Source organism: Priestia sp. FSL W8-0524, from assembly GCF_038005965.1.
GTDB classification, from domain to species: Bacteria; Bacillota; Bacilli; order Bacillales; family Bacillaceae_H; genus Priestia; species Priestia zanthoxyli.
In genome coordinates this window covers 3,426,315-3,438,506 of sequence record NZ_JBBOUG010000001.1, presented here as the reverse complement: position 1 = coordinate 3,438,506, position 12,192 = coordinate 3,426,315, and the positions used below count along the sequence as shown (strand labels likewise).

Sequence of the window (12,192 nt, the reverse complement as noted above, 5' to 3'; positions counted from 1 at the left end):
GTTATGGTGACTGCACTAGTTGTAACGATTTCTATATTAGCGTTAGCTTGGAGTGCTGGACAAAGAGAACAGAGGGAGTAACTATATGTATTATTTGTATATAGAATCGAGATGATTGGATAAATGAGCAAAAGAAATGTTTTAGTCAAGTTGATGTTCTTTTTAGGATCATTTTCTATTATAATCTTTGGGTTTATTTTAAAACAGGGATTAACAGGGTTGCTTTTATCTGCTGCCTGTATTATATCCGCAGGGTTTTTAATGAAAACTGGAGTTACAAAAAGAAGGGGAAACTAACATAGCTTAGCTTCTCCTTCTTTTTGATAAGTGAAATAATTATAATTATGTTAAAATATAACTATATTTACTTTTTTGGTGGTGAAATAGATGGATAATCGAAGCTTGGGATTATTTTTAGTCGGTATAGGAACAGTCTTTCTGATTTTAGCTTTAACATTACATATAGCTGGATTATTATATGGTGTTATTTTAGGAAGCAGCATATTATTAAATGTTTCAGGGGCAGGTATACTTATGAAGTTTATAGCTGATGAAAAACTGGCTAATTTGTAGAGATCTTATAAAGTAAGATCTCTTTGTTATGAATCTTACGCTAGAATGTATTTATTAGAAATGTTTGGAGGGTATCCTGTTTTGGAAATGAACTTTTTTTGGTTAGCGTTAGGATTAGCTGCCCTTGGTTATTTTATAGGCGATGGTTTAAAAAATTTTAGTAAACCTCAAAGGAAATCAAAATATCCTTATTTGATTAAAGAAAAAGATCTACACTATCACTTTCATTTGAGTAAGGGTGAAATTGAAGAACTGTTAACTAAATATCCTGGAGCTCCAAAAATAGAGCTGAAAGGGACTACATATTATCCGTATCATCAATTCGTTGACTGGCTGTCGTCTAATGAAATCTATAAGGTGTAAAGGAGGAGAAGCATTTAGTCTTTAAAGACTAGATGCTTCTTTTTTTGAGGATTGGATTTTAATGCCATCGTCACTAGAAATAAACGTATGTCATCGTTAGCTAGGTTATCTTTGTCTGGAATCGTTGTGGTATATTACATAAACTTTCAATTTTAGGTAATAATATTTACGAAAATACAGTTTGAGGAGACAATTCATGCGTAAGTATAAAAGAAAATTGATCATTTCTTTAAGCGTGCTAATCTTTCCATGGTTAACTGCGCCTTTTATAGGAACAAAATCATTTGTCCGCTTTTTGCCTGTAGCTACTTTCGCTAACTTATTCATCATTGTGTTTACCGTCATTGCCAATCAGAAAAAATGGTTTAGAAATAACAATCCTTTATTTCCTAAAGCACCTATAGATTTTACTTATATATTAGGTCCGCACTTAATAGGAACACTTTGGATATTTAAGCTAACGTACGGCTCTTTTCTAAAATACTTACTTGCCAATACGGTGTTAGACTGGTTTAATATTTTCCCTTTTGGCGGTGCTTTGAAAAAAGCGGGCATATTTAAAATGAAAAAGATGTCGCCAAGCATGTACTGGGGGATGACTACGGTTTTAGCCATTGTTTTATATGGATATCAGTACATTGTGGAAAAAGTAATTAGGCAAACCAATGATTCTCAGTCAAGATTATAAGCGCTTAAAGCAACTATCCAAAAAAGATCTTCTAATAGCTGAAGGTCTTTTGTTATTTCTGTGGGGAGCTATGACGTATTTATTTAACTTTTTTTATTTTCCATAATAAGGTTGCAAGGAAGGCACTAAAAAAGCCAATAGCAATTAAACAAAAACCAATTTGATACAAAATGAAATTCCAGCTGTCTGCAAAAGAAAAAAGTGTAATTCTTCCTGATTCTATAATATCAACGATAATAAATAATGAAAGGGTAATAAAATATATTAAAAAGAACTTTTTGTAGAAATAGCTTTTATAATCACTGCTCATTTTACTCACCTCAACTTAATTTTACGGCAAGTTTTTCTATATGTTTATTGTTTTTATTAAAAACGGCCTAATTTAGGGGGGGATTATCATGAATTATAGCAAAGGCAGGTCTTTGTACTGCGTAGAAGGTACATGAGGGTAACTGAAAGTACACACCATATTTATAAATTATAATTTTTCACCTATATTTAATTCTGAATATTTGAATTTATTTATATTTAAAATTGATATAATAGATAGTAACAAAATTAGAAAGGGAGGAAGAAGTATGTTTAATCAATATCCTATTGGAAAATTTACCTTGAAGGAAAATATTCAGAAAGAAGATATTCAAGGTTGGATTCATGACATTGGAGATGCCCCAAAGCAATTAGCTGATGCTGTAGAAGGACTGACAAAAGAACAATTAGCCACGCCTTATCGAGAAGGCGGCTGGACATTAAGTCAAGTTGTCCATCATTTAGCTGACTCCCATATGAATGCTTATACCCGTTTTAAATTAGGGTTAACAGAGCAAGAGCCTACTATTAAAGCATATGATGAAGTGGCTTGGTCGAATCTTCCTGATAATGAGCTACCCATAGAAGTTTCTCTCCAACTTTTTTCAGCTTTACATAAGCGTCTTCATAAATTGTTAAACTCACTTAATGAAAAAGATTTGAAGAAAACGATCAACCATCCTGAAAACGGGGAAGTGACGATTGAGCAATTGATAGCTACTTATGCGTGGCATGGAAAGCATCATGTTGCTCATATTACGACATTAAGAAATCAAAAAGGATGGTAGAAAGGCATTTAACATATGTTAGAACCAAAAAAGCTCTTTTTAAAAGCTTTTTTGGTTCTAATAACATGACATTATGTTAATTAAAAAATATACAGCTTAAAAGCAGACAAACTCCCTCAATGTGTTAAGGAAGTTATTACCAAACTTGCATAGTGATTCATTCATCCTGTATCTTGCTTGGTGATGACTTATTTTTATAAGCCATCAGATCTGACTTTCGAAACACCTAAGGCAAGGTTTTCCCACAAAGTTTGTTCAACCACTCCGGCGTCCACCGTATGACAATCAACAATGAGTATGACTTCCGAATGTTTGCCGCGTAAAAGCCGTTGATTTTTCCTGACTACTTTAAACATAAATAGTTTAATTCCTAGTCCTAAGATAAATCCGATAAAAGCACTAATTAGTCCCCAGTAGATGGGTCCCCAACTTAGTTTAAAACCAATGCTTGCACCAATGACTGAAAAGGCTGTGGCTATAGTCATTCCTAAATCAATAAGAGAAACTCCATCGGCTCGATGAAGGCTATCAAAAATCCGGCGATCTTCCGTTCGATTATTGAGAGGAACAATAAATATACCTTCTTTCTTTATCCCTTTTCTTTCTAGCTCTGAAACAGCTAATTCTATGTAACTGGAGTATTCAAATGTAGAAAAAATCTGCATATTCTCACTCCACCTTTTTTCCTTTCATAATACAAAAGCTTGGATGTTGATACGTTTTCTCGAAGAAATTTTTTTGCTCTCTTTCCACAAGTTTATTGTTCTCAACAGTATTCATGTAGGAATCAAAAGTAGCAAAACCATATAGGGAAGGGAAAAATAACAACCATTCTTTATTTAAAACTGAAGTAGCCTGTTTTATTTCTCCTAAAAATAGTAGAGAAATCCCTTCAAGCAGGTGAGAGTAATAAAAGAAAATGACTGCCCAAATGATAACAAAGAAAGCACCAATGATCCGATGAATATAAAGTTGTCCTAGACCTGGCATCAAAAAGGACCAGGCAACCGACAAGATGGGATTCCGTTTATCTAAATAGTTTATTTCCATGGCTCCTATACTAAAGGAGTTGAACCGATGATTTTCTCTTTCAGCTAACACGTATATTTTATTTAAATCAACGGTTGTTCGGTAACTATCCCATATAGCAAAAATATAAACGGGAATATAAATAAGAAGCCATCTTGTATTAAGCACGTCTTTGGCCATATCAATGTTTCCTTGAAAAGAATAAATCATTGCTAAATTCACATGAGATTTAAGGTTTATGACGACCTCCCATATAAATAACACAAAGCCGCGAAGATATTTAGACAGTAGCAAGTGTCCAAACCCTGGAAAAGCTGCTGACCACCAAGCAACAATATAGGGGTTTCTTAAATGGATTTGAGTCGTTCCAAATATACTAACATGAGCAATATAGCGTCTTGCAGTATTGTCATTTTTATAATTATTCATATACGATCTCCTATGGTTTGGAAGGAAATATACTTTTTATACCTATCATTCATATTTAATATGGTCTTGTTTACTTATTTTATGCAATCCATTGATATACATTTAATCTTTGTCAAAATGGAGAATTCGTTGATGAGAAAAAGCTCTTTATTTTTCGATAGAGAGCTTTTTTACATGTTGTTTCTAACAATTGGTATTATGTTAATAAAGAGGTGGTTAGATGCTTCACGGCGTCTTGATTCGTTTGTTCAAGATATAGAAATATATTCAACTTTATGGCATTGGACATATTGTGTTGCTTTCAAATAGTCAGGTTAACGGGTACATAAAAGAAGGACTGAATGGCAACGGAAAAAATACAAACTAATTATTTTTCAGGTGGACAAGGCAGGCTCGCCTTTTATATATTGGGGATTAGACCGTTTGCCTTTGTGTTTCACTAGTATGGACCTGATGAAACACACCCGAAGTCACAGTATCTCCCGCATCGAAATAGAGTAGACTGCTAAAAGTACCTCGGTTAATTGAGGTACTTTTATAGGTTCTTATACAAAGAGTCCGTGATTAAAAACTGCTTAAAGTGTTTTTTTAATCGCGCATTGCGCCTGCTTCTCGAGAAGTCATTGCACCTTGTCCTTCATTTATGTCTCTTTGGATTTCTTGTTTTACTTTTTGAGCATTTGTTGCAGAAGCTGCTGATTTTTCAGTAAAGCCCGCATTTTCTTTAGCCGGTTGATTTTGCTGCATATAATCTCTCCTTCCTTTTTTATTCGTACAAAAAAGAAGAATGGAGATCCATTCTTCCTTCAGCCATCAATTATAAAGTTGTCTTAGAAGCGTCCGCCGCCAAGTTGTTGCTGAGCTAATTGCACAAGACGTTTTGTGATTTCGCCGCCTACTGATCCGTTTGCACGTGCAGTTGTATCAGCACCAAGGTTTACACCAAATTCGCTAGCGATTTCATATTTCATTTGATCGATTGCTTGTTCAGCACCGTATACTAATAATTCGTTGTTGTTGCTGCTTTTGTTGTTTGCCATGTTGTGTCACCTCCTTGTTTTCCTTAAGTTTCCTAGAGGGCAAGAAGTATATACATGGTAATTTGTGGGTGTTTAGACCTTATCATTTAATGATACTAAAGAGTAGAAACAAGTTACTCTGTGAAAAGTGGAATTACATGTTTCATTTCCTTGTGAAGAAAACTATACGCTTGCCATGTGTAGGAGAAAGAATGACAGTTCATTTGTCATTCTTTTTTCATGTTCAAGAGTATACTAATTGAATGACAAAGGACTAATTCTTTAAAGAATTAGTCTTTGGATTAATAAAAATGATTGCTTTTTATAGCTATTTTAAGAAGTGTGTTTAGTTATTCTTCCTCTGTAAATTCAGTTTTGACGTTTTAGTTTCCCTATTTCGTAAAACAATTAAGCATGTTGTACATATCTCTTAGCAACAAGTATCTAATTAATTCTGGGGAAATAAAAATATAACTTAACCTTCCACTTATTTTATCTTCAAATTTTCAAACAATAGGGCTAGGAGGTGTTTTTATGCCAAAGAAAGACTTTAAAGACGTTGATAATTCAGGAATTGCAGAAAGAGTTGATTATAACAACTATAAAAATAAAGATAGCAATAATGACCCTACGCTTAACCGTATTGTCGAAGAAGACGGACGTGCTCTTGACCCAAGGGAATCTTTAGAAAATTTCTTTACTGACCTTGAAGGCGAAGAGCCACAAGAAATTACAACGTAATAAAAAAAGTCGAAAATGGCGGATCTTTTTTAGCGAAAAGACCTATGAAACGTAGCTATTTTTATTAGAGGATCTGCTGTAAACGAGTTAACATGATTTAAAAAAACGAGGGCTATTAATAGAGGTGAAGTTAATGTCGCATACAGAAAATGAACGAACAACGTATATGTATGATCCTTTCACTATACAAGGTCTTGAAATGAATATACCTAAAGAAGACGAAGGCAGCCAACCGCTAATAAATCGTTCAGGACTGAGTACCTCTACGTTCAAAACAAATATGAATAGAGAACATTTTGAACGTTATATTTATTAGCAGGAATATTCTGCAGCGTTTTATTTTATAAAAAGATCCTTCTATTTTATATGTTAGAAGGATCTTTCCATTAAATATTCTCATTTCAGTGTAGTAATCAATTGCTTGTGCCTAAGGTATTGGAAAATTCATCTTGGTTTTAGGCGTGGATAGGTAAAGCGGTTAGTATTTATATATATATTGTCTGTACATCCATTGTAGAAAGGATTTCACGAAATGCAGAAGCAAACCTTACTTTTTAATTTAGACGATACGCTTGTTCACTGTAATAAATATTTTAGAGACACCATAAATGCTTTTGTGGCTCAATTGCAGGAATGGTTTGAGAAGCTGACTAAGGAAGAAATAAAACAAAAGCAGTTAGAGATAGATTTAAAAAGCATCGAAAAGTACGGCCTTCACTCTTCCCGTTTTCCAGAATCATTAGTAGCTACTTATTTGTTTTTTAGTGAACAAAATCATCAAGATATTCATGAAGATAGAGTCGAAAGAGTCAAAAAAATTGGCCAAAGTGTATTTGAAGTACCGATAGAGCCTCTGCCAAATATGTATGAAGTATTAGATAAGCTTAAAGAACAAGGACATGATCTCTACTTACACACAGGTGGAGACGAGGAAAATCAAGGTAGAAAAATTGTTCAGCTAGAGCTAGCTAAATACTTTGAAAAAAGGGTATTTATTTCTGAACAAAAAGATACATCTGCATTAAAAGAGATACTAAACCAAATTAAGTACGATCCAAAAAAGACTTGGATGATTGGCAATTCATTAAAAACCGATATAAGACCGGCAGTAGAGGTTGGGATACATGCGATTCATGTACCTTCTGAACTGGAGTGGAGCTATAACCAAGTTGAAATTGATATTGCGCCAAAAGGTAAAATGATAACCGTTCATTCACTGCTGGAAGTTCCAGAAATCATTCAAAAGCAAGCTCAAGAAACGGTTGTGTCCACCTAAGGTCATATGTAAACAAAATATACAGAAACAGCTAACCGTTGATTAAACCTTACCTAACAGTAGCCAGATAAAGCTCTTATGTTTTTTCTAATCAACTCACATACTATACAGAGGAGGTGACTGATATGGGAGGTCAATCCAAAGAATCAGAAAAAATGATATGTGAAGATCATAATTCTCCAGTTGATGAAAGAAGCTACGATTTATACGAAGCGACGCGTAATTCACTTTTACGTAATGAATTAGACGATAAAAACAAAACCATTTTAAATAATATTGATAACGGAGCGATGGATGTTAATCTTGAGGAATAAGGGGAATTAAAAAACCTTTTATTTCTTAGTATCATAGCTATGTTACTAAGGATACACATTTTTTCTCTTAGTAAAAAAGACCCTAACTATTTAGGGTCTTTTTTAGGTATTTGTCCAAACATTCTATGGTTGTTTCACATACAGTAATAGGAGTCTACTAACAGAAAGGAGAAGATTTTTAATATGAGAAACAACTATCCTTATCAGCACTCTAATTACGGTGGTTATCACGGGGCTATATATCCTCAGCAAGGTAACTGTGGTTATCCTCAAGCTAAACCTTGTGGTCAATTGCCTCCTCAAACCATGCCTGCTCAGTATGACCCAGTTAAACAAAATACATCTTTTACTGGTCAAGATGTGTTTGTGCCAGTGGTGCATCCGAGTCATACTACAAATGTTTATCAAAAAAATTATAAATATATGCACTCATTCCCGCATACAGAATCCGTTGTATGTCAGGAAACGCACCAACATTTTTGTGCTCCAAGCTGTCCTCCTAGACCTCGTCTTTGGTGCTGATAGCCAAAAAAGTCCCTTCATTTTAACAATGAAGGGTTTTTACTATGTGAAATTTAGGATGTTATTTAGCTATCGTTAAACAAAATAGCCCATTTTAGACCAAAATCCAATCGATATGAGCTGTGTCTACATATAATACCTTAACCCATGTAAGTTTAAAGTTTTTTCCTTTAGTTAAATATCACGAAAGGAAGTGTTTATATGTCTAGTTATGGTGGAGCTGGTTCTGGTTTTGCTTTATTAGTTGTTCTGTTTATTCTTCTTGTCATTATTGGATGCAGCTGTTACGGCCGCGGATTTGGCTGTTAATAACAATAAAAAAGTCTTTCTCTAATTTGAGAAAGACTTTTTTATTCGAGGTTGTGAGGGAGTGCTTTTATACGCAATAGAACTGATTGGGCGGAATTCAAACACTCTATTGCAGAGGGCGTAAAACTCGTATATGGGATCTGAGGATGCTTCATTGTATGTAAAAGAAACTAAAAGGTTATTGTTTTTTTATAGTGATATAAAACGTAGTTTATCCACTTCGTGGAGCACATTTCGTTTTTTATCATATGCTAAATGTATGAAGAAGAAGGAGGTGAAGTTTATGTTCTTTGGCGGTTATGGCGGAGGTTGTGGCTATGGTTATGGCGGCGGCTGCGGTTACGGAGGTGGCAGTGGTTTTGCTTTAATTATCGTGCTGTTTATCTTATTAATCATTATTGGCTGTGCTTGTTGGGGAGGATTTGGCGGTTGCTAATTATTAGCCTGCCTTTATCTCTAACTTAAAAAAGTTAGCTTTATGCTAGCTTTTTTTCTGTGTTGAATTTGTACATGTCCAGTGATTACGCTTTATATTTGCCGCGTTAACCAATGGTTTACAGCTTGTTACTAAGCGTTTATGGAATTTTTTACATATTTATTGTAAGCTAAGCCTTAGAGGTGATGAGAGTGAATTTAGGGGAACAGCTGCAGAAGTTAAGGGAAGAAAAAAAGATGTCCAGGGAAGACTTAGCTGGGGAAATGAATGTATCTAGACAAGCCGTCTATAAGTGGGAAAATAATAAAGGGTATCCGGATATTGAGAACCTTATTAAGTTAAGTGAGGTTTATAATGTGACGCTGGATGAATTAATTAAGGGAGATCAATCATTTCAAAGCAAAATAGCAATTGATCGAAAAAAAAGTGAGGATTTTTCAGATCCTGGTTTTGTGGTTGGAATCATTCTTGTATTCGTAGGATTATTTTTAGATTTAGGTAAATTTTCAGCGGGGGTTACCATACTAGGTTTTCTAACGATGTTTTTTTATGAGGATTTAATGAAAACGTTTTGGAATATAAAAAAAGATTTTAAGGAAGAAAGGTAAGTGGACAGGCTTTAAGGAACCTTAAAGCCTGTTTTTGTACTTGTAGTCATACAAACATTAACATTGGCTATTATTTTCTTTTAGAGGGTTTATTAAAAATGTTAGTAGTAAGGAAATGAGCGGTTTTTCACAAAATTTCGTAGTCTAATTCACAGTTTCGTCTGTAAACGAATGGTTTACGGGCGATTACCATACGTTTTCCTATGGTTTTTTTGTATGATTTAGGTGTTTATGTTAAGTTATGGGTACCCTCTAATTGTTTTAGAAAGGAGTGAATTTATATCTTAAAAACAGCAGTTGCCTCAATCATTGCGGGGGTTTTATTTAGCCTATGTGCAAAAGTAATGATGCATACAAGATGGTCAAAGTATTTTCTAAAAGCAAATGAAGCTACTCATAGGCCAATAAACTTTGTTCTTCAGGGAGCTTTGTTTGCGATTATCATGTTTATTATGCTTTTAATTGTAAAACCTTTTACATAAGAAAGTAGAGTGATAGAAAGGGATCAACTCTTAAACATTCCTAATTGGTTACCAAAATATTTGCCCGGGAAATGGGGCGATGTTGTTTTCTCTACTGAACCAGCTATATAGGGATATTAACAGTTTTTAGAAAGGAGTATTGGATGTTAGTTAAAGCACTAATTACAGCAATCATTGGAGGCATTCTGTTTCCATTGTTTTTCAAGCTATTTACCCGAAAATCCTTAGGTAAAAAGACTACTAGCCCTGTCAGTCAAGGATTTTTCTTCGCGGTTATCTTCTTTATAATCCTTATGGTTACAAAAACCTTCAGTTAAAGTTATATTACAGATAATTTCTGTTCTATTATGGATTGCTCCAGAAGGAAATTAAGTGAATTAAAGGAACTCAAACCCAAGGAATACGTATATTCTTTGGGTTTTTTATAAGATTTCAAGAGTAAAGCCTCCTTTTACTTAGAAATATTAAAGCGATGATAATGAGTATGTAAGCAAAGTGTCACGAGATTCGAAGGTCTTTAAATATTTAAAAAATAATTTGTGCAAACGATTGCATTAAATTATTAGTTTAGTATATAATGTTCAAATAAAAGTATTCTAATGTTTTTAATAATTAGATTTTATGAAACTTTCAAGAAGGTATAAGCGATAGTCAGCAGCTTACGGATGAGCAGATAGTGAAAATTCTTACATACTCAAACAGCATTTTTAGACAGGACTATTAGTTATGCCGTATTCCTGAGGTAATCTAGCAAAATAGAAAACAGCCAGCCAAAGACACTAGCATTTACAGTATTCATCGTTGTTTTGAGAACGTTCACAACGAATGTCGTAGCACTTTACATCAGAACATCTATCTTTTGCGGCTGTTAATTGAATCATAGGAGGCAGTTATGTTAGAAGAAAGAATCGTTGAAACCAGTGAAAAAAGCGTTCAGCCAAACTTACCTTATCTACCGATCAGTACCATATGGTTAATTAGTTTTGGATTTTTAGGTGTACAAATGGCATTCTCATTACAGAGTTCAAATATGGGACGTATATTTCAAACAATCGGTGCTGATCCAACTACATTAGGCTTTTTCTTTATTTTACCGCCGTTGGCCGGTTTAGTGGTTCAGCCCTTAGTTGGTTATTTTTCAGATCGTACCTGGATGCCAAGGCTTGGCCGTCGTATCCCCTATCTACTGATTGGCGCAATTGTAGCCGTAATTGTTATGTGTTTGCTGCCAAACGCCGGCAGTTTTGGTTTTAGTGCGGTGGCTGCTATGACTTTTGGCGCCATCACTATTTTGTTTATGGACGTATCATCAAATGTAGCCATGCAGCCATTTAAGATGATGGTTGGAGACATGGTCAATGAAGAGCAAAAAGGGTTTGCCTATTCTATTCAAAGTTTTCTATCAAACAGCGGTGCTGTGCTAGCCTGTATTTTCCCTTTTGTTTTAACGGTATTAGGCGTATCAAATAGTGCACCAAAAGGGGTAGTACCACAATCAGTTGTTATTTCATTTTATGTTGGAGCCGTTGTGTTAATTATTTGTAGTTTATTTACAATACTTAAAGTAAAAGAATATTCACCTGCAGAATTTGCAGCATACCATGGTATTCCAGATGAAGCTACAAAAGAAAATGTAAACGTTTTTAAACTGCTTCGCAACGCTCCAAAGGTTTTTTGGACGGTCACACTTGTTCAATTTTTCTGCTGGATGGGCTTTCAATATTTATGGACATACGGTACAGGTGCAGTCGCTGAAAACGTTTGGTATACGAATCAGCCGTCTAGCTCAGGCTATCAAGCAGCTGGCAACTGGTTCGGCATTTTATCAGCTGTACAGTCGATTGCCGCAGTCATTTGGTCACTAGTTTTGTCACGCGTAGCAAACAACAAACGTAAGCCAGCGTATGCTTTTAGTTTACTGCTAGGCGGTATTGGTTTTGGATCTGTCTTTTTTATTCACAATCAATGGATGCTGCTTGTTTCATTTATTTTAATTGGTATCGCTTGGGCTGCTATGATGACGTTTCCGTTCACGATGCTTACCAACGCCCTGTCAGGAAAGAATATGGGAACATATCTAGGGTTATTTAATGGAAGTATTTGTTTGCCGCAAATTATAGCTTCTTGCTTGAGTTTTGCTTTGTTCCCAATAATCGGATCTTCTATGCCAGGCATGATTTTAATCTCAGGTATTTTACTTGCTACGGGAGCAGCGTCTGTTTCAATTATTAAGGAAACATATACAAACTAATTAGTAACTGTCCATGGTACAAAAGCAGCGTGGTTTCTTAGCTTTTTTGTGTTCG

At 34.7% G+C, this 12,192-nt stretch carries 18 protein-coding genes and 1 pseudogene; 14 read left to right on the top strand and 5 right to left on the bottom strand.

Features of this window, described 5'->3' with window-relative positions; all coding sequences use genetic code 11:
• The first annotated feature begins 387 nt into the window (after positions 1-387).
• From NST66_RS18020 to NST66_RS18010, 3 genes are all read left to right on the top strand, one after another.
• A complete protein-coding gene (locus NST66_RS18020) occupies positions 388-573 on the top strand; it encodes a hypothetical protein (protein WP_028414911.1) in 186 nt (61 codons plus the stop codon).
• 81 nt (positions 574-654) lie between these two features.
• Positions 655-936, top strand: coding sequence for a hypothetical protein (locus NST66_RS18015; protein ID WP_025749994.1), 282 nt, complete (start codon positions 655-657; stop codon positions 934-936).
• A gap of 196 nt (positions 937-1,132) precedes the next feature.
• Positions 1,133-1,624, top strand: a complete 492-nt coding sequence (locus NST66_RS18010; RefSeq protein ID WP_155007737.1) for a hypothetical protein — start codon at positions 1,133-1,135, stop codon at positions 1,622-1,624.
• A 79-nt stretch (positions 1,625-1,703) separates the two neighbouring features.
• Here NST66_RS18010 and NST66_RS18005 read toward each other — a convergent pair whose 3' ends face one another.
• On the bottom strand, positions 1,704-1,934 hold the full coding sequence (locus NST66_RS18005; protein WP_155007738.1) for a hypothetical protein: 231 nt from the start codon (positions 1,932-1,934) through the stop codon (positions 1,704-1,706).
• Positions 1,935-2,202: 268 nt separating this feature from the next.
• Between NST66_RS18005 and NST66_RS18000 the strand changes: the two genes are divergently transcribed.
• Positions 2,203-2,721: a YfiT family bacillithiol transferase gene (locus NST66_RS18000; RefSeq protein WP_098626245.1), complete on the top strand. Its 519-nt coding sequence runs from the start codon at positions 2,203-2,205 to the stop codon at positions 2,719-2,721.
• 194 nt (positions 2,722-2,915) lie between these two features.
• Here the strand turns inward: NST66_RS18000 and NST66_RS17995 are convergent, their stop codons facing one another.
• Positions 2,916-3,386, bottom strand: a complete 471-nt coding sequence (locus NST66_RS17995; RefSeq protein ID WP_340843620.1) for a hypothetical protein — start codon at positions 3,384-3,386, stop codon at positions 2,916-2,918.
• Between the two features lie 4 nt (positions 3,387-3,390).
• Positions 3,391-4,179, bottom strand: a complete 789-nt coding sequence (locus tag NST66_RS17990) for a hypothetical protein (protein ID WP_034267511.1) — start codon at positions 4,177-4,179, stop codon at positions 3,391-3,393.
• Positions 4,180-4,444: 265 nt separating this feature from the next.
• Here NST66_RS17990 and NST66_RS17985 point away from each other — a divergent pair.
• Positions 4,445-4,546 (top strand): annotated as a pseudogene (locus NST66_RS17985) (esterase); the annotation flags it as partial.
• A gap of 221 nt (positions 4,547-4,767) precedes the next feature.
• Here the strand turns inward: NST66_RS17985 and NST66_RS17980 are convergent.
• Positions 4,768-4,926: a hypothetical protein gene (locus tag NST66_RS17980; protein WP_165636196.1), complete on the bottom strand. Its 159-nt coding sequence runs from the start codon at positions 4,924-4,926 to the stop codon at positions 4,768-4,770.
• A gap of 83 nt (positions 4,927-5,009) precedes the next feature.
• Positions 5,010-5,219, bottom strand: a complete 210-nt coding sequence (locus NST66_RS17975) for an alpha/beta-type small acid-soluble spore protein (RefSeq protein ID WP_047750082.1) — start codon at positions 5,217-5,219, stop codon at positions 5,010-5,012.
• Between the two features lie 513 nt (positions 5,220-5,732).
• Here NST66_RS17975 and NST66_RS17970 point away from each other — a divergent pair.
• The 9 genes from NST66_RS17970 (at position 5,733) to NST66_RS17930 (ending at position 12,137) form a co-directional block, all read left to right on the top strand.
• Positions 5,733-5,939: a hypothetical protein gene (locus NST66_RS17970; RefSeq protein ID WP_028414907.1), complete on the top strand. Its 207-nt coding sequence runs from the start codon at positions 5,733-5,735 to the stop codon at positions 5,937-5,939.
• Positions 5,940-6,072: 133 nt separating this feature from the next.
• Complete coding sequence (locus NST66_RS17965) at positions 6,073-6,255, top strand: hypothetical protein (protein WP_033580015.1); 183 nt, start codon at positions 6,073-6,075, stop codon at positions 6,253-6,255.
• Positions 6,256-6,471: 216 nt separating this feature from the next.
• On the top strand, positions 6,472-7,215 hold the full coding sequence (locus tag NST66_RS17960) for an HAD family hydrolase (RefSeq protein WP_328141717.1): 744 nt from the start codon (positions 6,472-6,474) through the stop codon (positions 7,213-7,215).
• Positions 7,216-7,340: 125 nt separating this feature from the next.
• A complete protein-coding gene (locus NST66_RS17955; protein ID WP_028414904.1) occupies positions 7,341-7,529 on the top strand; it encodes a hypothetical protein in 189 nt (62 codons plus the stop codon).
• Positions 7,530-7,712: 183 nt separating this feature from the next.
• Positions 7,713-8,051, top strand: a complete 339-nt coding sequence (locus tag NST66_RS17950; protein WP_340843619.1) for a CotD family spore coat protein — start codon at positions 7,713-7,715, stop codon at positions 8,049-8,051.
• 201 nt (positions 8,052-8,252) lie between these two features.
• On the top strand, positions 8,253-8,360 hold the full coding sequence (locus NST66_RS17945) for a YjcZ family sporulation protein (protein ID WP_081213975.1): 108 nt from the start codon (positions 8,253-8,255) through the stop codon (positions 8,358-8,360).
• 283 nt (positions 8,361-8,643) lie between these two features.
• A complete protein-coding gene (locus tag NST66_RS17940) occupies positions 8,644-8,796 on the top strand; it encodes a YjcZ family sporulation protein (protein WP_013058439.1) in 153 nt (50 codons plus the stop codon).
• A 191-nt stretch (positions 8,797-8,987) separates the two neighbouring features.
• Positions 8,988-9,404 (top strand): helix-turn-helix domain-containing protein, encoded by a 417-nt coding sequence (locus NST66_RS17935; RefSeq protein ID WP_098112454.1) that lies wholly within the window; start codon positions 8,988-8,990, stop codon positions 9,402-9,404.
• Positions 9,405-10,778: 1,374 nt separating this feature from the next.
• Positions 10,779-12,137, top strand: a complete 1,359-nt coding sequence (locus tag NST66_RS17930) for an SLC45 family MFS transporter (protein WP_340843618.1) — start codon at positions 10,779-10,781, stop codon at positions 12,135-12,137.
• The last annotated feature ends 55 nt before the right edge of the window (positions 12,138-12,192 follow it).

What these genes read in the sequence shown, in the direction of transcription:
- NST66_RS17965 (WP_033580015.1), top strand. Translation starts at nt 6,073, where the DNA reads ATGTCGCATACAGAAAATGAACGAACAACGTATATGTATGATCCTTTC.
- NST66_RS17995 (WP_340843620.1), bottom strand. Translation starts at nt 3,386, where the DNA reads ATGCAGATTTTTTCTACATTTGAATACTCCAGTTACATAGAATTAGCT.
- NST66_RS17940 (WP_013058439.1), top strand. Translation starts at nt 8,644, where the DNA reads ATGTTCTTTGGCGGTTATGGCGGAGGTTGTGGCTATGGTTATGGCGGC.
- NST66_RS17980 (WP_165636196.1), bottom strand. Translation starts at nt 4,926, where the DNA reads ATGCAGCAAAATCAACCGGCTAAAGAAAATGCGGGCTTTACTGAAAAA.
- NST66_RS18005 (WP_155007738.1), bottom strand. Translation starts at nt 1,934, where the DNA reads ATGAGCAGTGATTATAAAAGCTATTTCTACAAAAAGTTCTTTTTAATA.
- NST66_RS17950 (WP_340843619.1), top strand. Translation starts at nt 7,713, where the DNA reads ATGAGAAACAACTATCCTTATCAGCACTCTAATTACGGTGGTTATCAC.
- NST66_RS17945 (WP_081213975.1), top strand. Translation starts at nt 8,253, where the DNA reads ATGTCTAGTTATGGTGGAGCTGGTTCTGGTTTTGCTTTATTAGTTGTT.
- NST66_RS17930 (WP_340843618.1), top strand. Translation starts at nt 10,779, where the DNA reads ATGTTAGAAGAAAGAATCGTTGAAACCAGTGAAAAAAGCGTTCAGCCA.
- NST66_RS17955 (WP_028414904.1), top strand. Translation starts at nt 7,341, where the DNA reads ATGGGAGGTCAATCCAAAGAATCAGAAAAAATGATATGTGAAGATCAT.
- NST66_RS17970 (WP_028414907.1), top strand. Translation starts at nt 5,733, where the DNA reads ATGCCAAAGAAAGACTTTAAAGACGTTGATAATTCAGGAATTGCAGAA.
- NST66_RS17960 (WP_328141717.1), top strand. Translation starts at nt 6,472, where the DNA reads ATGCAGAAGCAAACCTTACTTTTTAATTTAGACGATACGCTTGTTCAC.
- NST66_RS18010 (WP_155007737.1), top strand. Translation starts at nt 1,133, where the DNA reads ATGCGTAAGTATAAAAGAAAATTGATCATTTCTTTAAGCGTGCTAATC.
- NST66_RS18000 (WP_098626245.1), top strand. Translation starts at nt 2,203, where the DNA reads ATGTTTAATCAATATCCTATTGGAAAATTTACCTTGAAGGAAAATATT.
- NST66_RS17990 (WP_034267511.1), bottom strand. Translation starts at nt 4,179, where the DNA reads ATGAATAATTATAAAAATGACAATACTGCAAGACGCTATATTGCTCAT.
- NST66_RS18020 (WP_028414911.1), top strand. Translation starts at nt 388, where the DNA reads ATGGATAATCGAAGCTTGGGATTATTTTTAGTCGGTATAGGAACAGTC.
- NST66_RS17975 (WP_047750082.1), bottom strand. Translation starts at nt 5,219, where the DNA reads ATGGCAAACAACAAAAGCAGCAACAACAACGAATTATTAGTATACGGT.